Origin of the sequence: Pseudomonas sp. OST1909, assembly GCF_015277575.1 — a bacterium.
GTDB classification, from domain to species: domain Bacteria; phylum Pseudomonadota; class Gammaproteobacteria; order Pseudomonadales; family Pseudomonadaceae; genus Aquipseudomonas; species Aquipseudomonas synxantha_A.
Map to the genome: position 1 here is coordinate 3,716,484 of NZ_CP063780.1, position 24,732 is coordinate 3,741,215.

Below are 24,732 nucleotides of genomic sequence, written 5' to 3' on the forward strand. Positions count from 1 at the left end.
CGGGAGGGTTAGAAGACGACAAGGAGTCTGCCGCAATGTTCGCGCCTTTTACCCGTTCCATGACCTTCACCTTCGGGCTGTTCAGTCTTACGCTGAGCCCGGATCTGCTGGCTGAAATCGACCCCGGACAAGCCTCCAGCAAAGCCCTGGAGCTGGGCGCGACCACCATCAGCGCCGACGGCCTTGGGTCCACCACCGAGCACACCGGTGCCTACACCACCGGTTCGATGAATACCGCCACCCGCCTGAACCTTTCCATCAAGGAAACCCCGCAATCGATCTCGGTGATCACACGCCAGCAGATGGATGACTTCAACCTCAACACCTTGACCGAAGTGCTGCGCCAGACTACCGGCATCAACGTTCAACATAACGATTCGGACCGTGTCTACTACTCCTCCCGCGGTTACGGCATCAACAACTTCCAGGTTGATGGGATGCTCAACACATTCGGCTACATGAAGTCCGACGCCGACACCATCATCTACGACCGTATCGAAGTGGTACGCGGCGCCACGGGCCTGACCACTGGCGCGGGCGATCCTTCGGCCACCGTCAACATGGTGCGCAAGCGTCCTACTGCCCAATGGCAGGCACAGACCGGTGTGAGTGGCGCCAGCCATGACAACTACTACAGCTACATCGACGTAGGCGGGCCTTTGGCGTTCGACGGTAAGTTGCGCGGGCGTAGCGTCCTGGCCTACCGTGACAGCAAATCCTTTCGCGATAACTATGGGCTGCAGCGGGCAGTTGGCTACGGCATTCTCGAAGGTGACCTTTCAGACGATACGGTGCTGGCTGTAGGTTTTGATTACCAGGACAAACAGGTACAAGGCACCTCCTGGGGCACTGTGCCCTACTGGAACAGCCAGGGCGGCAAGGCCAGGTTGCCTCGCTCCACCAATATGGCGGCGCACTGGAGCTCCTGGCCGCTGACTGACAAGACCACCTTCGCCACCCTCGACCATCGGCTCGGCGGCGACTGGCATTTGAAGGCTGCCTATACCCATCGCCAGAGTGACACCGACGGCAAGGTCTACTACGGCGGCAGCGGTTTTCCCAATGCAGACCGCAGCGGCATGACGGCCTGGGCCAGTCATATGCGCGGTACGTCGCGAATGGAAGCCATCGACGTCAACCTGGCCGGCAGCTACACCCTGCTGGGCCGCGAACACGCTTTGATGATGGGCTATGGCGAGGCCGCCCAGCGGGACGTGTCGCCCTTTATGCGTAACGACCTGCCTGCCAGCTACTACCCCATCGAGGATTGGAAGCACATGGGCGATATCGGCAAGTTCGCCGACACCGTCACCGACCTCAAGGGCGAACACAGCAAAAAACAGCAGAAAGCCGGTTACCTCGCCACTCGACTGAGCCTTACAGACCGCTTGCACGCTGTGCTGGGTAGCCGCTACGGCAGTTGGGAGCTGGAAAGCGCCACGCCTGAATACAACGACAATGATCAACTGACGGCTGCCGGCAAAACACGCCAGACCCACAACGACATGTGGACACCCTACGCCGGGCTGCTCTTTGACATCACCCCGCAGTACACCGTTTACGCAAGCTATACCGACATCTTCAAGCCGCAAGACAGGCGTGATATCAACAAGAAGTACCTGGAACCGGTGGTGGGCAGCAACTATGAGGTGGGGCTCAAGGGCAGCCTGCTCAATGAACGCCTGAACCTGGCAGCCGCCTATTTCTGGAGCACCCAGGACAATGTTGCAGAGCGCGATGACTCGGTCCCTCCCAACCCCGTCACTGGCGAGGAGTACTACAAGTCTGGCGGCAAGGGTAACAAGGTCAACGGCTTCGAATTGGAAGCCGCAGGCGAAATCCGGCCGGACTGGAACTTGACCGCCGGCTACACCTACACCCACTCGCTTAACGGCTCAGACAAACGTACCAATACCGGCCAGCCCTTGAACCTGTTGAAGGTCTCCAGCGCCTATCGCCTGCCGGGCGCATGGCGCAACCTCACCGTCGGTGGCGCGGTGAACTGGCAAAGCGAAATCTACGATTTCGGTAACCGGCCCACAGGCGCACGCAATAGCGAAGGTCGGCCGATAACCACGCGGGCGAAGATCACGCAACAGGGTTACACCGTGGTCAACCTGATGTCACGCTACCAGTTCGACGAACAGGTTTCCGCCTCGGTTAACGTTAACAATCTATTTGATAAAAAATATTACGAACGTGTCGGCTTTTATAATGGTGTGTATTGGGGTGACCCGCGATCTATCACGCTTGCATTGGACTGGAAGCTGTAGTCGCCTCCTGCGAAGTTAACAAAATCGTTAACTTCGCAGTGCCTGTCAGTTAATTCCCACTTAATAAGATAGCGCCATAGTCGCTCCATGATTCTGATCAAGGACCAGCCAGACACCTATCACTCTTAATGGGAATACCGCGATGAAAATCTCGACGTTGATGCTTGCCAGCCTGATGACCCTGACCTCCGCCGCTGCCTTCGCAGAGGGCGGTTCAGAGCGTTCGAAGGAGTTCTACGACAACTTCAGCTTCATTCAACAGCAAACTCACGGCACAGCAGAGCAACGAATGGCCTCTGCCGACGGAAAGACGTTGAAGGTCGATACCGTCAGCCAGGAACAACCGAACAGTTGATTTAATGCTTGGTTAATCCGTAATACCCTGCGCCATCCCGCTCCGTTGGCAAAGGTTTATTGGGCGCCATCTAATGGCGCCTTTTTTTCGCCAGTCGTTTATGACAGAGACTTGCTCCAAAACAACATACGACCATACTTTGGATCAAATACCGAATCATCGAACCCGAACTTGCGGTACGCCGATTGCGCCAGCTCATTGCCCTCAAGCACTTCCAGAGTAATCTTGCAGCAGCCCCTCTGGCGGGCGATTTCCTCGACCTTCTGCAGCATTTTCTGGCTCAAGCCCAAGCCACGAAACTGTTCCATCACCATCACATCGTGAACGTTGACCAGCGGGCGGCAAGCAAATGTCGAGAAGCCCTCAAAACAATTGACCAACCCCGCCGGTTCGCCACCGACAAACGCCAGCACGCTGAACGCATGAGGACGCTTGGCCAGTTCAGCCGGCAGTTGCTGCAACAGATCGGCTGACAGGGCGTGGCCGCCGCCCATCGGGTCTTGCGCATAGTGGTTGAGCAGCAAGCCGATGGCGTTGGCGTGCACCTCGTTGGTATAGCTGGCTTGCAGCACCAGAATGTCTGGGGTGTCCATTTCCTTCCTCGATAACGACAACCAGGGATTCGTTTCCCTTTGAGAGCCTCGATTGTAAGCGTGGAGTCGGCAGTAGATGAAGGAGATTAACTACAAATATCTGACGGAAATTGCGAAGGTTGCTTGCATCAAATCGCGCAAAAGGCCCTGGAGTGGGGATTTTTCCTAGACAGCAAAGCGCTGCAGTTGCATCTCTTGCAAGCGGCTCAGGGTGCGACGAAATGGAAACTCCAGGTAGCCTTCGGTGTACAGGCACTCCAAGGGCACCCGGGCCTCGATAAAGAGTGGCACCTTGCGGTCGTAGCATTCGTCCACCAAGGCGATAAAGCGCCGCACGCTGTCATCATGAACCGACAGCTGCGGCAATTGACGGTCCCCGGCCATCACCCGCTCGGCGCCGTCCTCGGTGCCACGGGCAATCCGCCCCGGGCGCTGTTGGGCGCTGAGGTTCGCAACCTCGCCCAGCAGGATGGCCTGGAAGCGGTCGCACAGCAGCATGAAGTCCATCGCGGCCAGGGGTTGCTCGCACAGATCGGCGTAACGACACCAGAGCACCGTGTCACTGGCCTGCACCGCCATAATGGAGCGGTACCCCACGCTCACCGCCCCGCTGCTCACGGCCTGGCCTTGGCTCAATTGCTTGAACACCGCAGCCAGTGCATTCGGTTGATCCACCCAATAGCGTTGCTGCCCCACCCCCGGATGCAGGCGATGATCTTCGCCACCGTCCACCGCCACCACTTGCATATGCTGCCGGAGCGCGTCGATCGCCGGCAGAAAACGCTCGCGATTGAAGCCATCGGCATACAACTGTTCAGGCGGCTGGTTGGAGGTGCACACCATTACCACACCTTGCTCGAACATCACCTGGAACAGCCGCCCGAGGATGATCGCGTCGCCGATATCATTGACAAACAGTTCATCGAAGCACAGTACGCGCACTTCCTGGCTCAGCTCCTGAGCCAACGCCCGCAAAGGATCCTGGGTTCCGGTGAGCTGGAACAAGCGCTGATGCACCCACCCCATGAAGTGATGAAAATGCTGACGCCGCGCGGGCACACGCAGGCTTTGATGAAATTGATCCATCAGCCAGGTCTTGCCACGCCCCACCGGCCCCCACAGATAGACCCCGGCAACTGGCGAACGGCCTTGATGCAACCCCTCGTGACAGGCTTGCAAAGCCTGCACCGCCCGACGCTGGGCGTCGTCAGGGACGAAGCCTAGTTGGGCGATGGCGTGCTGGTAGGCAATGAGGGGCGAGTCGAACGTCATGCCGGATGCTCCGCGAACTAATGTGGGAGGGGGCTTGCCCCCGATGGCGGCCTAAGAGCCGACCGGGATGTTGGATCAGATCGAGTACATATCCGTTATCTGGGTAACGGCTGCTATTGGTTCCGCCCTTACGGCGGCTCACTTTTGAAAAGAGCCCAAAAGTAAGCAAAACGCTCTTGCCCCACCACTCGGCACCTCGCCTAGGCTCGGTGTGCCCGTAATCCGACAGTGATTTGGGGGGCCGCCGCCACGCGCCATCCATGGCGCGGGGCGGCTAAACCGGCATCCCTGCCGGTTTACCCCCCAAATCCCTGTCGAATTCCGGCCAGCGTGGTTTAACGGGGCGCTTAAGATCAAAAGCAGATCAAGAGCGGCTCGCTTCGCATCGTGGTTACAGTAGGGGCTGCAAACTGCAGTTGTGTAGATACCTATGCCCCGATGAGGGAGTGTCAATCAATACATCTGTGACTGCACCACCACATCGCGAGCAAGTCGAATCGTCGCACCGCCCCTCCCACATTTTCCCCCGGAACATCAGCTAGAAAACGTTACGCCAGGCTCTTGCTGACCACCTCATACACATCGCTGGACAGCTCGCCACACGCGAGAATGCGCTCCAGCTCCGCCTTCATCAGCGCCTGGCGTGCGCTGTCATACTTGCGCCAGCGCGTCAGCGGCGCCAGTTGGCGCGAGGCAATCTGCGGGTTCAAGGTGTTGAGCTCGATCACCAGATCCGCCAGGAAGCGATAACCCGAGCCATCCGTCGCATGGAAGTTGACCAGATTCTGGCCTGCGAATGCGCCGATCAAGGCGCGCACCTTGTTCGGGTTCTTGATGGTGAACGCCGGGTGTTCCATCAACGCCTTGACCCGCGCCAGCCCGCCCGGCAACGTGCTGCCGGCCTGAACACTGAACCACTGGTCCATGACCAACGGGTTGTCCTTGAAGTTCTCGGCAAACACCGCCAGCGCCTGGGCTTTTTCCGCTTCGAACGGCGAGTTCACCAGCACCGCGAGGGCCGTCAGACGTTCGGTCATGTTATCGCTGGTGTCGAACTGATCCAGGGTCGCCGCCAATACTTGCGGCTTGCCGCTGAGCATCAGGTACGACAACGCGATGTTCTGCAGGGCACGGCGGGCAAAGTGCTCGGCCTCTGCCACGTACGGCGTTTGCTTGGACAGCTCACGATTGGCCTGGTAGCGCAGCCACAAGCCTTCGAACAGGTTCTCGGCCAGTTGCTTGCGGGCATATTCACGGGCCGCGTGGATCGCATCCACATCCGCCACTTCGCTGATTTCCGTCAGGTAGGCTTCACTTGGCAGCGAGAGCATTTCCGCGACCATGGCCTGGTCGAGACTTTCGTCGCTCAATACCGTGCGCAGTGCATCGATCAGGCGCTGGTCCAGCTTCAGCGGCTGGCCTGCCTGATGCTGGCCGATCAGTTCCTGCAACACCTGCACCGACAGCTGCTGGCCGGCATCCCAGCGGTTGAAGCCGTCGCTGTCGTGCTGCATCAGGAACATCAACTGATCGCGGTTATACGGGAAGCTCAATTTCACCGGCGCCGAGAACCCACGCAACAGCGAAGGCAAGGGCTTTTCAGCGACATCGACGAAGGTGAACGTCTGCTCGGCTTCAGTCACCGAGATCACGCGTGAGGTGCCTGCAGCTGTAGCCTCACCGGCCAGGCGCAAGTTGATTGCGGCGCCCTGCCCGTCCAGCAGGCCCAATTCCACCGGGATCACGAACGGCAGTTTTTCGACCTTGTCCGGCGTTGGCGGGCAGCTCTGGCGGAAGGTCAGGCTGTAGGTCCTGGCCGCCGCGTCGTAGGACTCGCTCACCGCCAAGCGTGGCGTACCCGCCTGGCTGTACCAGCGCTTGAACTGGCTGAGGTCGGCGCCATTGGCGTCTTCCATGGCCTTGATAAAGTCGTCGCAGGTCACGGCCTGACCGTCATGGCGTTCGAAGTACAGGTCACTGCCTTTGCGGAAGCCTTCGGCGCCGAGCAAGGTGTGGATCATGCCGACTACTTCCGAGCCCTTTTCGTAAACGGTCAGGGTGTAGAAGTTGGATATCTCGATAAAGCTGTCCGGGCGCACTGCGTGGGCCATAGGGCCAGCGTCTTCGGCGAACTGGTGCGTACGCAGATAGGCCACATCCTGAATGCGCTTGACCGTGGCCGAGTTCATGTCGGCGGAGAAGCCCGAATCACGGAACACGGTGAAGCCTTCCTTGAGCGACAACTGGAACCAGTCGCGGCAGGTCACGCGGTTGCCCGACCAGTTGTGGAAGTATTCGTGGGCGACGATGGCTTCGACGCGCTGGTGGGCAGCGTCGGTAGCGGTTTCGGCGCGGGCCAGCACGGCGCTGGAGTTGAAGATATTGAGGCCCTTGTTCTCCATGGCGCCCATGTTGAAATCGTTGACCGCCACGATCATGAAGATATCCAGGTCGTACTCGCGGCCGTAGGTTTCTTCGTCCCAGCGCATGGATTTCTTCAGGCTGGTCATGGCGTGCTGGCACTTGTCGATGTTTTCCGGCTCGACGTAGATGCGCAACGCGACTTCGCGATTGGTCATGGTGGTGAAGCTGTCTTCGACGCACCACAGGTCACCGGCCACCAGCGCAAACAGGTACGCCGGCTTCTTGAACGGATCTTCCCAGGTCGCCCAGTGCCGGCCGTCTTCGCCAGGGCCACTGGCAATCGGATTGCCGTTGGACAACAGCACCGGGTAGCTGTGCTGCTCGGCGATCACCGTGGTGGTGAACACGCTCATTACATCCGGGCGGTCGAGGTAGTAAGTGATCTTGCGAAAGCCCTCGGCCTCGCACTGGGTGCAGAACATACCGCTGGATTTGTACAAACCTTCCAGGGCAGTGTTGGTTTCCGGATGGATCTTGACCGTGGTGTCGAGGGTGAAGGTCTCACTCTTTGGCTGCACGGTCAGGTGGCTGTCGGTCAACTGGTAGTCAGCGTCCGTCAGCGGCTGGTCGGCCAGGTTGACGCTCAGCAGCTCAAGTTGCTGGCCGTCGAGTACCAATGGCGGCAAACCGGCGCCGCGCTCGGGGTTGCGGCGCATCACCAGCTGCGCGTGGACCAGGCTGTGGTCCTCGAACAACTCGAAGGTCAGGTGCGTCTCGTCGATCAGGTAGTCCGGCGCCTGATAGTCCTTAAGGTAAATCATCTTCGGTTGTTCGGTGCGCATGCTTGGGATCCTTCTACTGATGCACGGCGAGCTGGTAGGCCGTGTATTTACGAATGTTGATAACGCCGGTGTCGAAGATCAGGTATTGGCCCTTGATGCCCAGCAGCGTGCCTTCGGCGATCGGATTCTTGTCCAGGTTGAAGCTGACGATCTTGGTCGGATACTGCTCGACCGGGTAGCGGATTTCAATCGGCTCAATGTCGGCAATCGTTTGGATGGCTTGCAGGCCAAAGCGTTCCTGCAAACCCAGCAAGCCTTCGGCGCAGGAGGCGAACAGCTCATCGCGCACCTGCTTGAGGTCCACCGATTGTGCGTCACCCTTGAGCAAGGCGCGCCAGTTGGTCTTGTCGGCCACCTGGCTACGGAACAGGTCTTCGACGAAGCCGGACTGCTGGCGAGTCGACACGCGCATGATCGGCAATGCCTGGCTGGCCCCCTGATCCAGCCAGCGGGTGGGCAGCTGGGTGGCACGCGTGATGCCGACCTTGACCCCCGACGAATTGGCCAGGTACACCACGTGGTCGGTCATGCAGAATTTTTCGCCCCAGCCTGGATCACGGCAGGTACCTGCGTCGTAATGGCAACGCTCGGGGCTCATGATGCACAGGTCACACTGGGCCAGCTTGGTCATGCACGGGTAGCAATAGCCCTGGCTGAAGCTGGTCTTGGTCTTGCGCCCGCAATGGCTGCAATGAATGGCGCCCAGGTACTCCAGGCGCACATGGGTGCCGATCATCGGATTGACCGGCACCTCGACATCGCCCAGGCGAAACGCATATTGAACAGTCGGCTCACCAAGTTGCGCCGACATTTTGCTGACTGCACCGCGACCAATTTCAATCAATGGATCGCATCCGACTTGAACAGGATGTTCGCCACCGGCTCCGACTTGGACGCGCACTCCTGCGGGCCCATGTAGCCGGTACGCTGCTCTTCGGGCAGGTTCTGGATCTCCCAGGCGATCATCGCTTGCAGGGACAATTCGCGCTGCTCGGCGGTGAGCTTGCGGCCATCGGACCATTTGCCGATTTCCACGGCGAGCTTGAGGCTTTCGTAGATATCGGGGGTGATGTTTTCGATCATTTCAGCAAAAGAGGACATTCGGCTCTTCCTTATCAAATAGACGATTTGCGACGGTTGTACAGCCCGCCGAGCAAACCGGTGAGGCAACCGATAACCAGGCCGCCGACATGGGCCGCGTTGGCGATTTGGCCGAAGCCGATCATCGAGACCAGCCCCGACAGGCAGAGCAGCAGCCACACCAGCATCATCACCAGCACCCCTCGGGGCAGGCGATAGGCTGGGTTGGGAGACAATAGTTGAAAGATCCAGCAATGCCCGAGCAGGCCATACAACACACCGGACAAGCCCCCGAACAGGCCAGGGCCGCCATAAGCGTATTGCGCGTAGTTGGAGACCAGGCTGAACAACAGGGTCAACCCCAGCAGGTTGATACTGCCCTGGCGCGCTTCGATGCGCCGGCCCAACTCCCAGTACCACATGCCGTTCATGGCCAGGTGCAGGATGCCGAAGTGGATCAGCATCGGCGTGACCAATCGCCACCACTGCCCTGAAGCGAGCGTGTCGGCCAGCGGTGTGAACTGGATGTACTCGCCCAGCACCCGGAAAGGCAGGAACGTCAGCCAGGCCATGGCTTGCAGGTTTTCACCAAGCAGGGTCACGGCGCCGACGATGAGGCTGGCCAGCAACACCAGCGCGGTGACCGGACTATGGCGTACTTGCTGGACAAAGCCTGGCCGAGCAACCGGTGCCTGTTCGGGAATATCCAGCTGCTGGTCCGGGTCGCCGGCAGGAAAGCGTTGATACAACACGCGCACGTCATCGCTGATGGTTTCGGGCACCCACAACACTTGCTCGCCCGCCTCCTCACTGACGCGATGGGGCACCTGCATGCGTTGCAGCAACTTGACGAAACCACCCAGGTCGACGCTCAGGGGCAAGCGCAATACGGCTACGGTACTCATGGAATGGCCTCGGGTCGCTCAACGTCGACCCATACAAATTTACGCGGATCCAGTTGGGTTTCCTGGTCGAGTCGATACGCCACCAGCTTGCCGTACAGCACCGCGCTGTAGTCCAGGCAGGCGAGATTCGGGCGGATCGGCGCCGGTTTGCCACTGCGCCAGTAATGGCCGACGAACAACAACGGCTCGTCGACGCCGTAGCGCAGCAGGGAATTCTTTTCGGTGGACGACAACGGCGTGCGCGCCACCGGCTCTGGCAAAGCGTCGGGCTGGAACACGATGTCACCGTAGGTCTTGGGGTCATCTTCCCAGAACTTGGTACGGAAGAACGACCGCGTCAAGCCATCGCCACCGGTCAGGGTCAGGCCGTCGGGCAGGCGCATATCAGTGCCGCGCAGCAAGCGGTCGAAGGCGTTGCAGGCAAAACTGCCGGGTACGGCGGCGGCTTGCAGGAAGTGCTGGTCGATGCAGCCATCCGGGAAGGTGGCGCGCAATGGCTGGATGAAGCCTTCATCCCAGCACGCGTGCACCACGCGAAAACGCCCGGCGTCGACAAACAGCGGCATGTCATAGAACCAGCCGAGGAAGTCGTGCCAGTCGGCCGGGTGATGCTCGAACTGGGTCAGGGTCTCTTGGATCAACCGCGCATGACGTGGGTTGTGCTCGCGCACGAACTGCCTGCCGCTGCCGGGTGGTGCCGGGGTGGTCCAGCCCAGCGCATTGAACTCATGGTTGCCCATGATGCACAGCGCCTGCCCGGCCACGGTCATATCGTGGACGATATGCAGCGCCTCGCGGATACGTGGGCCACGGTCGATGATATCGCCCAGGAACACCGCCATGCGCGACGGATGGCGCCAGGTGCCGCCCTGCTTGTGGTAACCCAATTGGTCGAGCAAGTGCTCAAGGGTATGAGCGCAACCGTGCACGTCACCAATCAGGTCGTAGCTACGCGCGGGATCGAGCATCAGTCGCCCCCACCCCCCAAGCGGCTGCCCCAGCCCAACTTGGTACGGCACACTTCGTAGTAGTTGTGATCCAGCGGGTGGATCAAGCGCAACTTCTGTGCCTTCTTGCTCACGGTGATGGTGTCACCGGGGGCGCAGGTGAAATGGTTCTGCCCGTCGCAGGAGACTTGCGGGTAGATCTGCATGTCTTTGGACACCACGATTTTCAACTCACTGTTGCCATCGACCACAATCGGTCGACTGGACAACATATGGGGGTACATCGGCACGATCACAATGGCATCGAGCTTGGGGTGCATGATCGGGCCACCGGCCGACAGCGCATACGCGGTGGAGCCGGTAGGCGTGGCGACAATCAGGCCGTCGGCCTTCTGGCTGCAAACGAACTGGCCGTCGATATACAGCTCGAACTCGATCATCCGCGTGGATTTTCCCGGGTGCAGCACCACATCGTTGAGGGCATCGCCCTGCCCGATCGCCTCGCCATGGCGACGCACTTCGGCTTGCAGCAGGAAGCGGTTTTCCACCAGATAATGGCCGTCGAGCACCTTGGCCACTTCGACTTCCAGCTCATCGGGGCGGATATCGGTCAAAAACCCCAGGCTGCCGCGGTTGATCCCCAGCACCGGCACGTTATGCCGCGCCAGCGCCCGGGCGGCGCCGAGCAGGCTGCCATCGCCGCCGACCACGATGACCATGTCGCAGACCTCGCCGAGCATCTTGCGCGACGAGGTCTGCAGGCCGTGGCCCGGGAGGATTTCGGCGATGGTGTCTTCGAGGATCACATGCAGGTGGCGCTCGAGCAGAAACTTCTTCAGCCGGCGGACGGTGTCCAACACCTGGGTACTGCCCAGGCGACCGATAATGCCGATATTGCGAAATTGCTCCATGGGGCTCCTGCGGGATTTGGGGTGCGGCAAAAAAGAACGATTATGGGCGAAAGGCCGCCTCAGGCAAAATCCTTTGTCGCCGCCGCGCCTTGATGACAATGGTTCTCAGGCACCTTCACCCGGCTGAAAAGGCTATGCTCGGACCATGACCGTGTTCCCTGACTTGCACAACTTGCCTCGCCAATTGCGCCACCCCGAGGTGCGCGACCTGGCGTGGGTGATCCTCGCCCCGCCCATGCTGGCGCAAACGCCGTGGCCGCAGCGCCACCCGCTGGCCGGCAGTGACTGGGTGCAGGCGCCACACCGGCTTGAGCATTGGCTGCGTGCGCTTGATCAGGACAGCAGCGCCCTGCAGCAGTGGCTCAGCCTGTCGCGCACACGGCGCCTGGGCCTCTATTACGAGCGCCTTTGGCAGTTTGCCGTGCAGCACGCGCCGGGTGTGGAATTGCTGGCCGCCAACCTGCCGATCCGCCGCGCCGGGCATACCCTGGGCGAACTGGACATGCTGTTGCGCGACCGCGATGGCGTGCACCATCTGGAACTGGCGATCAAACTCTATCTTGGCCCACAGGACGGCAATGGCCAGGACACCGCGCAATGGCTCGGCCCGGGCTGCCATGACCGGCTGGACCGCAAGCTGGCGCACCTGGCCGAACATCAACTGCCGATTTCTGCACGGGCCGAGAGCCGCGACGCCTTGGCGGCGCTGGATATCCAGGTGTTCGATGCGCATTTGTGGCTGGGCGGTTATCTGCTCTATCCCTGGCCTGGCACGGCGCAACCCCCAATCGGCGCCCACCCGCAGCATCTGCGTGGATGCTGGTTGCATCAGCGTGACTGGTCGGATTTTGTCAGCACCCGCCCGCCCGGCCACTGGCAACCCCTGCCCCGCCACGCCTGGTTGGCACCTGCGCATTACACGGCGGATCAAGTGTGGAGTGAAGCGCAGATGCAAAGCTGGCTGAAGGACCTGGATCCGATGGCACCGGCGCAGTTACTGGTGCGAATGGTGCACAGCGGTGAGGATTGGGAAGAAGCCGAGCGGCTGTTTCTGGTGGCGGACCTTTGGCCGAATGTGCCGGGGGCAGGCTGATAGATCCTCGGTGTATTCAAGGCAGCCATCGGGAGCAAGTCGAATCGTCGCACCGCCCCTCCCACAGGTAGTGCTGCGGCGCACTGAAAAATGTGGGAGGGCTTGCTCCCGATGGCGACTGCCCAGGCACTACAACGCATCAATATGCTGATAATCCAACTGCAACCCCATCGCCAACTCCTGAGCCCGCCCCAACCGGATCGGCCCGCGCTCAATGTCTACCAGTAACCCCGGGCACTCCAACGGCGGCAACCCATCAATGGCTTTGAGCCGACCATCAGTGATCACCAGCAATCGCTGTTGCTGCGCCGGGTAACGCTTGCGCCGCGCTTTGAGCCACTGCCCGGCCTCGCTCAAGGCGGCGAGCAGCGGCGTACCGCCACCGGCGCCTAACTGCTCCAGCCAACCCGTCAAGCCCTTCGCCGCCTTCAAACCTTGCACCTGCCACCTCGGCGATGCCCCGCTGGCCGTCAACAGCGCCATGCGCGCCCGTTGCCGATAAGCGTCGTCGAACAGCTGAGCCAACAAACCCTTGGCATCGGTCAACGCCCGATGGCGCCGGGTGGACGCCGAGGCATCGACGATTACCAACCACAGTTCCGGCGCCGAACGGCTACGCAGGTGGAACAGCAGGTCATCACGGCATTGTGGCCGTCCACCGAGCAACGTACCCGGCCAATTGATCCTGCCGTTCTGTGCGCTGCGCGCCGTGCCCTGCCTGCCGTTGTCCAGCCGCCCCGCCTGGGGCCGGGCATCCGCCCCCGCGTCAGGTCGGGGGCGAATGCCTAGGGCTTTTTTGGCCAGGCCGGCACATCGCGGCGGGCGCCCGTGGGCAAGGCCGGCGCAGGCATATCGCCCCATTGGCCCTGGCCGGGCGAGCTTTCAGACGGTTTTGATGACTGTCCTTGATTCGGCGGTGCGGCCGGGGGCGTTTGCTGCTGACGACGGTGGCGCAAGGCAAACTCGGCCACCGCTTCAATGTCTTGCTCGGCAATGGCTGACGCGCCTCGCCACGCCGCATGGGCCCGGGCGCCACGCAGCCAGACCAGGTCGGCGCGCATACCGTCCACGCCTGCGGCAAAGCAACGTTCGGTAATCTGTGCCAACGCGTGATCGTCCAGGTCGATGCTGTCGAGTCGCGCCCGCGCCTGCGTGCAGCGTTCGCGCAACTCGGCTTGCGGCGCGGCCCACTGCGCGCAGAAGGCCGCCGGATCACTGTCGAAATCCAGGCGACGACGAATGATCTGCCCACGTTCGGCGGGCAAGGTCTGCCCGCTCAGCGCCACATTGAAACCAAAGCGGTCGAGCAACTGCGGGCGCAACTCGCCCTCTTCCGGGTTCATGGTGCCGATCAGCACAAAGCGCGCCGAATGCCGATGGGAAATACCGTCGCGCTCGATCAGGTTGGTGCCGCTGGCGGCCACGTCCAACAGCAGGTCCACCAAATGGTCGGCCAGCAAGTTGACTTCATCCACATACAGCACGCCGCCGTCAGCCTTGGCCAACACGCCGGGGGAAAATTGTGCACGGCCTTCACCCAGTGCGGCATCCAGGTCCAAGGTGCCGACCAGGCGTTCCTCGGTCGCGCCCAGGGGCAAGGTCACGAACTGGCCGCTGGCAAGGAGGTCCGCCAGCCCACGGGCCAGGGTCGACTTGGCCATGCCCCGCGGACCTTCGATCAGCACGCCGCCGATGCGGGGGTCGATGGCGGTCAGGCACAGCGCCAGTTTCAGGTCGTCAGCACCGACCACGGCGGACAGCGGAAAATGGGGAATCTCGGTCATCAGCTGTCTTCTTCTATATCCAGCAAGAGGTTTTCCAGTGCTTCGCGATAAGCCCCCGGCGCCTGCCACATGCCCCGCTGCTGGGCTTCGAGCATACGCTCGGTCATGTCGCGCAGGGCATCGGGGTTGTGCTGCTGCACAAACGCCCGGGTGTCAGGGTCCAGCAGGTAGGCATCGGCCAGCAGTGCATATTGATGATCGTCGATCAACGCGGTGGTGGCGTCGAAAGCGAACAGGTTGTCCACGGTCGCGGCCATTTCAAACGCGCCTTTGTAGCCATGGCGTTTCACGCCTTCGATCCACTTGGGGTTGGCAGCGCGGGCGCGGATCACCCGGTTCAGCTCTTCCTTCAAGGTGCGGATTCTGGGCAAGTCCGGCTGGCTATGGTCGCCATGATAACTGGCGGCCTTGTCACCGCTCAGGGTTTCCACGGCGGCGAGCATACCGCCCTGGAATTGGTAGTAATCATTGGAATCGAGCAAGTCGTGCTCGCGGTTGTCCTGGTTCTGCAACACCGCCTGCACTTGGCTCAGGCGCTGGGCAAACTGCTCGCGGGCGGCGGTGCCTTCATCGGAGCCCCCGTAGGCATAGCCGCCCCAGTTGAGGTAGACCTCGGCCAAGTCCTCGCGGCTCTGCCACAGGCGCCCGTCAACCGCGCCCTGCACGCCCGCGCCATAGGCACCCGGTTTGGCGCCGAAGATGCGCCAGCCGGCCTGCTTGGCCGCAGCCTCTGCATCCAGGCCCGACTCAACCAGCGCCTGGCGCTCGCTGCGCACCTTGGCGGCCAGCGGGTTCATGTCGTCCGGTTCATCCAGGGCCGCCACCGCCTGCACCGCTGCGTCGAACAGGCGGATCAGGTTGGCGAAGGCATCGCGGAAGAAGCCGGATACGCGCAGGGTCACGTCGACACGCGGGCGATCCAGCAGGCTGATCGGCAGGATTTCAAAATCGTCGACCCGCTGGCTGCCGGTGGCCCATACCGGGCGCACGCCCATCAGCGCCATGGCCTGGGCGATATCATCACCGCCGGTGCGCATGGTGGCTGTGCCCCAAACCGACAAGCCCAACTGACGCAAGTGGTCGCCGTGGTCTTGCAGGTGACGTTCGAGAATCAGGTTGGCCGATTGGAAACCGATGCGCCAGGCCGTGGTGGTTGGCAGGTTGCGTACGTCCACGGTAAAGAAGTTACGCCCGGTCGGCAGCACATCCAGGCGCCCGCGACTGGGCGCACCGCTGGGCCCTGCCGGAACGAAGCGCCCGCTCAAGGCATCGAGCAGGCCGCGCATTTCCGCCGGGCCGCAGGCGTCCAGGCGCGGCGCCACCACAATGCGCAGGCTTTCGACGACCGACTTGACGTCCTCCCAGCCAGGCTCTTCCAACTGCTCGACAGGGCCTTCCAGCGCCTGCTCGATCAAGCGCGCCGCGTAGAGCTCCAGGCGTTCGCGGGTATCGCCAGCGGTGCGCCACAACTGCCCGTCAATCTTTTGCAGTACCAACGGGCGCCGCCCCGTCCATGGCTCGGCCAAGGCGCAATCGAGCGGATCGAAGCCCAGCTCGAAGGCCTTGGCCAGCACCCGCAGCAGGCTAGATTGCGGGCCACGGCCATCGCCACGGGGAATGCGCAGCAACGCCAGCAAGGTGTCGATGCGCAGGCGGCCCTCGGGGGATTCGCCAAAGATATGCAGGCCGTCGCGGATCTGCGACTCCTTCAAATCACACAGGTAGGTGTCCAGGCGCGGCAACCAGATGTCGGCGTCAGTCTCGCTGTCCAGCTCCAGCTCCTGGTCGATGCGGGTTTCGCGCACCAGTTTGAGAATGTCTTTTTGCAGCTCAAGCGCGCGGCGCGGGTCGAGCAATTGCGCCTCGTAATACTCGTCGGCCAACAACTCAAGGTTACGCAACGGGCCGTAGGTTTCGGCGCGGGTCAACGGCGGCATCAAGTGGTCGATGATCACCGCCTGGGTGCGCCGCTTGGCCTGGGCGCCCTCGCCCGGGTCGTTGACGATAAACGGGTAGATATTGGGCAGCGGCCCCAGCAATGCATCCGGCCAGCAGTTTTCCGACAGACCCACGCCCTTGCCCGGCAACCACTCCAGGTTACCGTGCTTGCCCACATGAATCACGCCGTGTGCGCCGTAGGTGTGACGCAGCCAGAAATAGAACGCCAGGTACCCATGGGGCGGCACCAGGTCCGGGTCGTGGTACACGGCGCTCGCGTCCACCTGGTAACCCCGGGCCGGCTGGATGCCGACGAAGGTCAGGCCCAGGCGCAGGCCGGCGATCATCATGCGGCCGTCGCGGAACATCGGATCGTTTTGTGGAGCGCCCCAACGTTCCAGCACGGCCTGGCGATTGGACTCGGGCAGTCGATCGAACAACGCCTGGTACTCGGCCAGGCCCAGGCTTTGATGGCACGGGCGCTGGTCAAGGCTGTCGAGGTCGTTAGTGACACCGCCGAGCAGCTCGTGGATCAGTGCGGTGCCGCTGTCCGCAAGCGCCGGCGCCACCGGATAGCCTTCAACCTGCAAGGCCCGCAGGATATTCAGCGCCGCTGCTGGCGTGTCCAGGCCCACACCGTTACCGATGCGACCGTCACGGGTCGGGTAGTTGGCGAGGATCAAGGCGATGCGTTTGTCGGCATTCGGCACCCGGGCCAAGTCAACCCAACGCCGCGCCAGTTCAGCGACAAAATCCATGCGCTCGGGCGCTGCGCGGTAGCACACCACGTCAGACTGGCTGCGCTCGCTGCGCCAGGCCAGGTCCTTGAAGCTGATCGGCCGGCTGATGATGCGCCCATCCAGCTCGGGCAAGGCAATATGCATGGCCAGATCGCGAGGGCCGAGCCCCTGCTCGCTGGCTTCCCAGCCGGGCTGGTTATCCTGGGCGCAGATCGCCTGGATCACCGGGACGTTGCGCCGAAACGGTCGCAGATGCGGCGCTTCGGGGCTGGATTGGGCAAAGCCTGTGGTGTTGAGGATCACCGCGACTTGCACATCGTCCAACAGGTCCTCGACCACCGTGAGGCAACCGGGCTCTTTCAAACTGGCCACTGCGATGGGCAACGGGTTCAGGCCCGCTGCCTGCAAGCGCTGGCAGAACACATCGATAAACCCGGTATTGGCCGCCTGCAAGTGGGAGCGGTAGAACAGCACCGCGGCCACGGGGAAGTCGGCGCGCCAATCCGCCTGCCAGTCATTGAGGCGAGCATTGGCTTTGTGCGGGTGATAGATCGCCGTACGCGGCAAGGTTTGTGGCTCGGCCCAGGCATAGTCGCGGCCCAGATGGGCGCTGGCCAGGCAGTGATAAAAGTCCAACGCATTGCCCAGGCCACCCTGGCGCAAAAAGTGCCACAGACGCTCGCGCTGTGCAGCAGCGACGGTGCTCAGGCCGCTGAGTTCCGGGTCTGGACGATCATCCCCCGGCACCAGGATCAACGTGACGCCACGCTCGGCCAGCTCTACCAGGCGCTCGATGCCGTAGCGCCAATAACCAATGCCGCCATGCAAGGAAATCAGGATGACCTTGGCGTGACGCAACACCTCATCGACGTACAGGTCGACCGAGGCGTGGTTCTGCACCTGCATCGGGTTGGCCAGGCGCAGGCTGGGGTAATCCTCGGGCAACTGCTGGGCGGCTTCGGCCAGCAGCGCCAGGCTGGAGTCACCGCTGCACAGGATCACCAGCTCGGCGGGGGTTTGCCCAAGGTCGGCAATATTGTCGTCCGCGACGAAACCACCGGGTTGGGTCCTGAGCAGGTGCATGGTTAAACGCTGAGGGCAGCGCGCAATTGCGCTTCAAGGCCAGCGGCGTCCAGCTCCTGACCGATCAGCACCAGGCGCGTGATACGCGCTTCATCGGCCCCCCAGGCACGGTCGAAGTGCTTGTCAAAGCGCGTGCCCACGCCCTGGATCAGCAGGCGCATCGGCTTGTTCGGGATAGCAGCAAAGCCTTTGACGCGCAAAATGCCGTGTTGCACCACCAATTGGGTCAGGGCGTCCAGCAACAGTGCTTCGTCGGCTTGAGGCAAGTCGATGGAGATGGAGTCGAAAGCATCGTGATCGTGGTCGTCTTCGCCTTCATGGTGATGATCGTGATGACTGTGGCGAGCGTCGATATGCTCTTCGGAGCCGGCACCCAGGCCGATCAGCACGTCCAATGGCAGGCGACCGCTGCTGGCTTCGATGATCTTGACCGCCGGCGGCAGCTCTTCGGCCACTTCCCGGCGCACGCGGGCCAGGTCTTCGGTGCTGATCAGGTCGGCTTTGTTGAGGATCACCAGGTCGGCGCTGGCCAGTTGGTCGGCGAACAGCTCGTGCAACGGCGACTCGTGGTCCAGGTTCGGGTCCAGTTTGCGCTGGGCGTCGACTTGATCCGGGAACGCAGCGAAAGTGCCGGCGGCCACGGCCGGGCTGTCGACCACGGTGATTACCGCGTCAACCGTGCAGGCGCTACGGATTTCCGGCCACTGGAAGGCTTGCACCAGGGGTTTGGGCAAAGCCAGGCCAGAGGTTTCGATGAGAATATGGTCAAGGTCGCCACGACGGGCCACCAGCTCACGCATTACTGGGAAGAACTCTTCCTGAACCGTGCAGCACAGGCAGCCGTTGGCCAGTTCGTACACGCGGCCGTTGGCTTCTTCTTCGGTACACCCGATGGAGCATTGCTTGAGGATTTCGCCGTCAATGCCCAGCTCGCCAAACTCGTTGACGATCACGGCTATGCGACGGCCCTGGGCGTTATCGAGCATGTGGCGCAGCAACGTGGTCTTGCCCGAGCCGAGGAAGCCGGTAACGATGGTGACGGGGAGTTTGGCCAGTGTTTTCATCGGATGCCCTTTGGGGCGGGCATACGGGACGACAGGCCCTGCGGCACGCGCAGCAGCGGATTTCGTCACCGGATCACCCCGCCCGGTTGAATTGGAAAATCAGTGACGAGGCAGGTCTCCTGGCTTGGGGCGTGCAGGTCTTGTGACCAACGCTGACTGCGCCTTCCCGCCGTCTCGGCAGTGGCGTGGCAATCAACTGAACCCTTCACAGTTGCGGGGGCAGCCGCGGCTTGAACCGCGTTCCCTTCTTAGCTTCGGCCTGAGCCGAAGAACCTCGAGGGTGCAAGGCTACGCAGTGCAACGGAGCGGGTCAATGTCGCGCCGCCTAAAGCATAAACATACCCAGCCTGTGCCTTAACCAACTCAGTCTTTGTAAGGCTTGCGCCGATCCCGCAAAAGCGCCTGCAATATGATGTCATATTCAATACGGAACGGTCGCGCAGAACGACACCACGCAGCAGTGCTCATTTCATACAGACACTCCTGCCATTTCGCAATTAGCGAAGTGTTTTTGAAATGTGGCGAATTTTAATCCATTGGCTTCAGGAATGAATCATGCTGATATCGACTTCTAACGCGCCCACTCCCTTCGCTCTTTTTAACGATACAGGTGCAATCAATAACAAACCGCGAGTCAGTACTGACGCTGTTGAGCGTGCGCCGCAGAGTTCCCTGGCCAGCCCTCCGGCCGCACTGAACAATCATAGTAATCTGCCGCGATTCAAACGATCAGAGCCGCTTTTGAGCAGCCTTGTGGAACAGCCCACCAGCGCCCGCCCTAAGGTAGTCCATTACCAACAGGACGCTGTGATGAATAAGATAAAGCAGCACTTTCGTGAGTACGCCGCAGGCGAAAATGACCGTTTTGTAAACGTTAACGAATTGAAAGAAGCGGCAGGTCAGGTGCCAAGCACCAGAACTTTTTCCGCCGAGGCAACCTTGTATGCCAAGATACTCCTGCAAAACCCTCGGGCACTTCGTGAGCTAGATATCGGTATTGGTGACAATGGCAGGCCCGGCGCAGAAGATGGAAGATTCGATATTGCAAACATCAATCACATGCTAACAAAGCCCACTTTCATGGGGCAGCACCATACCGTTTTGCTGCGTTATAGACCCAACTAATTAATCTGGTCAAGTTACACAGTCGGCGATGTTTGACACTTGATCGCAAGGCTTCGACAGGCAAGGGGTGTTCGTCAAGACGCATCAATTTGACGTACATCACTGCGTCATGCTCTCCTACACATCTTGTTTCGGGTGCCCTTCACAGGGTGAAACGGGAAACCGGTGAGTCGATGCGTCGACGAGTCCGGTGCTGCCCCCGCAACGGTAAGCGAGCGAAGTGTCACAGCCACTGTGCAAATGCATGGGAAGGCGACGCTTTCAGGACGTTCAAAAGTCCCCTCGCAAGCCCGGAGACCGGCCCGAAAAAATCAGATAACAAACCCGCGGTGGGCGGGCGCTGTTCAGAACCCTGCGTGCCTGGCTCGCGGGGTTTTCATGCGCTCGTTTCACCCTGACACCTGAAAGGGACGCGCCATGTCGATCATCAGCAGCACTTCGCCCTCCGCCAGCAGCACTGCCACCTTGAGCCAACGCCTGACCGCCGCCATCGGTGCGTCAATCCTTGGCGCGTGCCTGGTGTATTTCGCCGGTTTCTCCCATATCGAAGCCGTGCACAACGCGGCCCACGATACCCGCCATAGCGCCGCGTTCCCGTGCCACTGAGACCTGCCGACATGATCAAGCGTATTGCCCAAACTGCAGGGTTCACCGGCCTGTTGGCCGCCCTGCTGCTGACCCTGCTGCAAAGCTTGTGGGTCGCGCCGTTGATTTTGCAGGCGGAGACCTTTGAAAAGGCTCCAGCTGTTGCCGAAGTCACCCATGAACATGCTGCTGGCGCCGCTGCCCACACCCACGACGCCGAAGCCTGGGAGCCGGAAAATGGCTGGCAGCGCGTGCTGTCGACCACCGGTGGCAACCTGGTCGTTGCGGTCGGGTTTGCGCTGATGCTGGCCGGCCTGTACACCCTGCGCGCACCAACCCGTACAGCTCAAGGGCTACTGTGGGGCCTGGCCGGTTACGCGACATTCGTACTTGCGCCGACCTTGGGCCTGCCGCCTGAACTGCCGGGCACCGCCGCCGCTGATCTGGCGCAACGGCAGATCTGGTGGATCGGCACTGCCGCGTCTACCGCTGCCGGCATTGCTTTGCTGGTGTTCGGTCGCGGCTGGTTGCTCAAAGTGCTGGGCGTGGCGATCGTCGCCGTACCCCACGTGATTGGCGCCCCACAGCCGGAAGTCCACTCCATGCTGGCCCCGGAGGCCCTCGAAGCCCAGTTCAAGATCGCATCGCAGTTGACCAATGTGGCGTTCTGGCTGGCCCTTGGTCTGATCAGTGCCTGGCTGTTCCGCCGTAACCGCGACGAACACTACTCGGCATGACCCTCGTCGTCGGCCTGGGTTGCCAGCGGGGTTGTGATGTCCGAACCCTGCTGGAACTCCTTGATAGCGCCCTCGCCGAAGGCGGCATTGAACGCCAACGCATTACCGCGCTGGCGAGCATTGATCGCAAACAGGCTGAGCCGGGGTTGGTGGCCCTGGCCCAATTGTTGAGCCTGCCCTTGCAGTGTTTCAGCGCCGAACAACTGGCCGGCTTTGAACATCGGCTGAGCCACAAATCAGCCGTAGCATTTAGCCATACCGGCTGTTACGGCGTCGCCGAAAGCGCCGCATTGGCCCTGGCTGAGCAACTCGCCCACGGCCCCGCCCGCCTGCTCATCACCCGCAAGAAAACCATCCAGGCCACCATTGCATTGGCCTGCGCCGGTTAAAATCCCGATAATTGCCGCTCTCGATCATGAGCATTCTTCATGCTCGCCCGTTTTTTCAACAGGAATTCCCCATGACCGTCTACTTCATTGGCGCAGGCCCCGGCGACCCCGAACTGATTACCGTCAAGGGCCAGCGGCTGATCCGCAGCTGCCCGGTGATCATCTACGCTGGCTCGCTGGTGCCTGCGGCGGTACTGGAAGGTCATCAGGCACACCAGGTGGTCAACAGTGCCGAGCTGCATCTGGAACAGATCATCGACGTGATCAAAGCCGCCCATGCGCAAGGCCAGGATGTGGCGCGCGTGCACTCCGGCGACCCGAGCCTGTATGGGGCGATTGGTGAGCAGATCCGTCACTTGCGCGAGTTGGGCATTCCCTTCCAGATCATTCCCGGGGTTACGGCGGTGGCTGCCTGCGCGGCGTTGCTGGAAACCGAACTGACCCTGCCGGACATTGCCCAGAGCGTGATCCTGACCCGCTATGCAGATAAAACCAGCATGCCGGCGGGTGAGGACTTCGACAGCCTGGCCCGGCACGGCACGACAATGGCCATTCACTTGGGGGTCAATCATCTGGACAGGATCGTCGCTGAGCTGCTGCCGCACTATGGTGCAGATTGCCCGATCGCCGTGGTGCACCGCGCGACATGGCCGGACCAGGATTGGGTGGTGGGTTCGTTGAGTGATATTGCCCAGAAGGTCGCGACTAAAGGCTTTCGGCGTACGGCGCTGATTGTGGTCGGGCGGGTGTTGGCAAATGATAGCTTTGGCGAATCCTCGCTGTACCGCGCAGGTCACGCCCACCTCTATCGCCCCTGAAGAAATGGATTAATCCACAGCCAATCCAAACTATCAGACAATCATCATAACTTGCTGAATTTAGAGCATAAAAAACGGCGCTCACGGGGCGCCGTTTTTTAATCTCGCAGTGAACGCCTTACTTAGTAGTAGGCGTTTTCTTTCTGCGTGTGGTCGGTCACGTCACGTACGCCCTTGAGCTCGGGAATACGCTCAAGCAAGGTGCGCTCGATGCCCTCGCGCAGGGTCACGTCCGCCTGGCCGCAGCCTTGGCAGCCACCGCCGAACTTCAATACGGCAATACCGTCATCCACCACGTCGATCAGGCTCACCTGGCCGCCGTGACTGGCCAGCCCCGGGTTGATCTCGGTTTGCAGGTAGTAGTTGATGCGCTCGTTGACCGGGCTGTCGGCGTTGACGTTCGGCACCTTGGCGTTGGGCGCCTTGATGGTCAACTGGCCGCCCATGCGATCGGTGGCGTAGTCGACTACGGCGTCGTCAAGGAAAGCTTCGCTGAAGGCATCGATGTACGCGGTGAAGCTTTTGAGCCCCAGGGCGGTGTCTTCAGGCTTCTCTTCACCAGGCTTGCAGTAGGCAATGCAGGTCTCGGCGTACTGGGTGCCGGGCTGGGTGATAAAGACGCGGATGCCGATACCCGGGGTGTTCTGCTTGGACAGCAGGTCAGCCAGGTAATCGTGGGCGGCGTCGGTAATGGTTATGGCAGTCATGGAAACTCCTCACAGGCTTGCCGGCAGTTTACGCCAAATCATTACAGAGGTACAAAGTCCTAGTATTTTTGTCGGGAAATAATTGCCCGCCCCTCAATACCCAGTAAACGCTTGAGCGTGCGATAGCTTGCCTTCTCGAGCCATTGGTAGCTGCCATAGGCGCCCAGTACTATCAATACAATGCATACCGGCAGGATTGTGTAGGGATCTATTCCGGTTCGGTCAGCGACCCATCGCCCCACGGCTAGCACCAGCACGTGGATCAAGTACACCGAGTAAGAGCAATCACCAAGCAGCTTCAAAACGCGAGAATCTTGAAAGTAACGCTCCAGGGTCACACAACTGATAACCAATATCGCGCTCGGCACGCCCCATTCCAGCGCACGGGGTATGTCTGCCCCATGATAAATCGCCGCCAGCGCCGCCGCGATGCCCAGCAACGGCAACCACGCCCTGGCCTGACATAGGCCACGCCGGTAAAGCATACCGATCACAATGCCCATCAGAAACTCGAAAATAATGTCCTCATGGTAGAAGCCGCTGGCCAGGTCAAAGGCGGGAGTGATGATGTAGCACACCAGATACAGCAGCGCTGCTACCACCCACAAGCGATAGGCCGCGGGCACCAGCAAGGCAAAGGCAAACAGGCAATAAAACAGCATCTCGAAATTCAGTGTCCACCCGACATCGAGCAGGGGATAGACGCCGAAGCCTCCCGGGTTTTGGGCCGGGATAAAGAGCATCGACATGAGTACATGACCGGGTTCGAGCCGAGCCTCTGGAAAGATCGCAGGCACAACGGCAACCACGACAATCATGATCAAGGTATAGAACCAATACGCCGGAACAATCCTCGCTATGCGCATCAGCATGAAACGCCCGGGGCTCAGCGCTTTGTCGGCAGTCGCCAGGTAAATCACCAAGCCACTGATGACAAAGAACACATCCACTCCAATGGCGCCTTTGTCGACAAACAGAGATTCCAGCGCGTTGCTGGCTTCAAAGTTGAAAAAACCTTGCATGAAATGGTGGCCCACCACACTCCATGCCGCCAAGGCGCGTAGAAACTGCACTGAAATCAACATCGGTGTCCCCTGTCCAGTCCGTAGGTAGGTATCCGACTGCTT

General features: G+C 60.9%; 22 protein-coding genes and 2 riboswitches. Of the genes, 8 read left to right on the plus strand and 14 right to left on the minus strand.

The genetic code is table 11. The features are described 5' to 3' along the window. Nucleotides 1–35: 35 nt before the first annotated feature. Both IH404_RS16155 and IH404_RS16160 read left to right on the plus strand, forming a co-directional pair. Nucleotides 36–2,273 carry a TonB-dependent siderophore receptor gene (locus tag IH404_RS16155; protein ID WP_194438436.1) on the plus strand — a complete coding sequence of 746 codons (2,238 nt, stop codon included), beginning with the start codon at nt 36–38 and terminating at the stop codon, nt 2,271–2,273. A 142-nt stretch (nt 2,274–2,415) separates the two neighbouring features. Next, a complete protein-coding gene (locus tag IH404_RS16160) occupies nt 2,416–2,628 on the plus strand; it encodes a hypothetical protein (RefSeq protein WP_032875909.1) in 213 nt (70 codons plus the stop codon). 98 nt (nt 2,629–2,726) lie between these two features. Here the strand turns inward: IH404_RS16160 and IH404_RS16165 are convergent, their stop codons facing one another. The 8 genes from IH404_RS16165 to IH404_RS16200 form a co-directional block, all read right to left on the minus strand. Further along, nucleotides 2,727–3,221 (minus strand): GNAT family N-acetyltransferase, encoded by a 495-nt coding sequence (locus tag IH404_RS16165; protein WP_005788681.1) that lies wholly within the window; start codon nt 3,219–3,221, stop codon nt 2,727–2,729. A 165-nt stretch (nt 3,222–3,386) separates the two neighbouring features. Further along, nucleotides 3,387–4,493, minus strand: coding sequence for a cell division protein ZapE (gene zapE / locus IH404_RS16170; RefSeq protein WP_194438437.1), 1,107 nt, complete (start codon nt 4,491–4,493; stop codon nt 3,387–3,389). Nucleotides 4,494–5,041: 548 nt separating this feature from the next. Then, complete coding sequence (gene pepN, locus IH404_RS16175) at nt 5,042–7,699, minus strand: aminopeptidase N (RefSeq protein WP_005788685.1); 2,658 nt, start codon at nt 7,697–7,699, stop codon at nt 5,042–5,044. Nucleotides 7,700–7,712: 13 nt separating this feature from the next. Further along, complete coding sequence (locus tag IH404_RS16180; RefSeq protein ID WP_005788687.1) at nt 7,713–8,543, minus strand: DUF2797 domain-containing protein; 831 nt, start codon at nt 8,541–8,543, stop codon at nt 7,713–7,715. Beyond that, entirely contained in the window at nt 8,540–8,800 is a 261-nt protein-coding gene (locus IH404_RS16185; RefSeq protein ID WP_005788688.1) for a DUF1315 family protein, read from the minus strand. Before IH404_RS16185 ends, IH404_RS16180 begins: the two co-directional genes overlap by 4 nt. A 14-nt stretch (nt 8,801–8,814) precedes the next feature. Further along, nucleotides 8,815–9,684: a rhomboid family intramembrane serine protease gene (locus tag IH404_RS16190; protein WP_122734680.1), complete on the minus strand. Its 870-nt coding sequence runs from the start codon at nt 9,682–9,684 to the stop codon at nt 8,815–8,817. Next, nucleotides 9,681–10,655, minus strand: a complete 975-nt coding sequence (locus IH404_RS16195) for a metallophosphoesterase (RefSeq protein WP_164365996.1) — start codon at nt 10,653–10,655, stop codon at nt 9,681–9,683. Before IH404_RS16195 ends, IH404_RS16190 begins: the two co-directional genes overlap by 4 nt. Further along, entirely contained in the window at nt 10,652–11,542 is an 891-nt protein-coding gene (locus tag IH404_RS16200; protein ID WP_003217892.1) for an NAD(+) kinase, read from the minus strand. Before IH404_RS16200 ends, IH404_RS16195 begins: the two co-directional genes overlap by 4 nt. Before the next feature lie 145 nt (nt 11,543–11,687). On the opposite strand from IH404_RS16200, the gene IH404_RS16205 reads away from it, so the two are divergent. Further along, nucleotides 11,688–12,635, plus strand: a complete 948-nt coding sequence (locus IH404_RS16205) for a DUF1853 family protein (RefSeq protein ID WP_005788698.1) — start codon at nt 11,688–11,690, stop codon at nt 12,633–12,635. A gap of 129 nt (nt 12,636–12,764) precedes the next feature. On the opposite strand, the gene IH404_RS16210 is transcribed toward IH404_RS16205, so the two are convergent. From IH404_RS16210 to cobW, 4 genes are read right to left on the minus strand one after another with little or no spacing between them, the layout of a single operon-like run. Further along, nucleotides 12,765–13,367 carry a VWA domain-containing protein gene (locus tag IH404_RS16210; RefSeq protein ID WP_194440682.1) on the minus strand — a complete coding sequence of 201 codons (603 nt, stop codon included), beginning with the start codon at nt 13,365–13,367 and terminating at the stop codon, nt 12,765–12,767. A 53-nt stretch (nt 13,368–13,420) separates the two neighbouring features. Further along, nucleotides 13,421–14,419, minus strand: coding sequence for an AAA family ATPase (locus IH404_RS16215; protein ID WP_005788702.1), 999 nt, complete (start codon nt 14,417–14,419; stop codon nt 13,421–13,423). Further along, entirely contained in the window at nt 14,419–18,180 is a 3,762-nt protein-coding gene (cobN, locus tag IH404_RS16220) for a cobaltochelatase subunit CobN (RefSeq protein ID WP_194438438.1), read from the minus strand. The genes IH404_RS16215 and cobN overlap by 1 nt, the downstream gene beginning before the upstream one ends. A gap of 2 nt (nt 18,181–18,182) precedes the next feature. Next, complete coding sequence (cobW, locus tag IH404_RS16225) at nt 18,183–19,244, minus strand: cobalamin biosynthesis protein CobW (RefSeq protein ID WP_005788706.1); 1,062 nt, start codon at nt 19,242–19,244, stop codon at nt 18,183–18,185. Between the two features lie 91 nt (nt 19,245–19,335). Then, nucleotides 19,336–19,536, minus strand: a riboswitch (cobalamin riboswitch). A gap of 263 nt (nt 19,537–19,799) precedes the next feature. On the opposite strand from cobW, the gene IH404_RS16230 reads away from it, so the two are divergent. From IH404_RS16230 to cobM, 5 genes are all read left to right on the plus strand, one after another. After that, nucleotides 19,800–20,369 (plus strand): hypothetical protein, encoded by a 570-nt coding sequence (locus IH404_RS16230; protein WP_194438439.1) that lies wholly within the window; start codon nt 19,800–19,802, stop codon nt 20,367–20,369. 116 nt (nt 20,370–20,485) lie between these two features. After that, nucleotides 20,486–20,690, plus strand: a riboswitch (cobalamin riboswitch). A 96-nt stretch (nt 20,691–20,786) separates the two neighbouring features. After that, complete coding sequence (locus IH404_RS16235; RefSeq protein ID WP_005788708.1) at nt 20,787–20,975, plus strand: CbtB-domain containing protein; 189 nt, start codon at nt 20,787–20,789, stop codon at nt 20,973–20,975. A gap of 11 nt (nt 20,976–20,986) precedes the next feature. Beyond that, nucleotides 20,987–21,691 (plus strand): CbtA family protein, encoded by a 705-nt coding sequence (locus tag IH404_RS16240; RefSeq protein WP_005788710.1) that lies wholly within the window; start codon nt 20,987–20,989, stop codon nt 21,689–21,691. Further along, the gene (locus tag IH404_RS16245) at nt 21,688–22,080 is read left to right on the plus strand and encodes a cobalamin biosynthesis protein (RefSeq protein ID WP_005788711.1); all 393 of its coding nucleotides are present in this window, start codon (nt 21,688–21,690) and stop codon (nt 22,078–22,080) included. The genes IH404_RS16240 and IH404_RS16245 overlap by 4 nt, the downstream gene beginning before the upstream one ends. Before the next feature lie 71 nt (nt 22,081–22,151). Continuing rightward, nucleotides 22,152–22,898 (plus strand): precorrin-4 C(11)-methyltransferase, encoded by a 747-nt coding sequence (gene cobM, locus IH404_RS16250; RefSeq protein ID WP_194438441.1) that lies wholly within the window; start codon nt 22,152–22,154, stop codon nt 22,896–22,898. A 122-nt stretch (nt 22,899–23,020) separates the two neighbouring features. Here the strand turns inward: cobM and nfuA are convergent, their stop codons facing one another. After that, the gene (gene nfuA / locus IH404_RS16255) at nt 23,021–23,605 is read right to left on the minus strand and encodes a Fe-S biogenesis protein NfuA (RefSeq protein WP_003190728.1); all 585 of its coding nucleotides are present in this window, start codon (nt 23,603–23,605) and stop codon (nt 23,021–23,023) included. Between the two features lie 59 nt (nt 23,606–23,664). Beyond that, entirely contained in the window at nt 23,665–24,690 is a 1,026-nt protein-coding gene (locus IH404_RS16260) for an acyltransferase (RefSeq protein ID WP_194438443.1), read from the minus strand. Nucleotides 24,691–24,732: the final 42 nt, after the last annotated feature.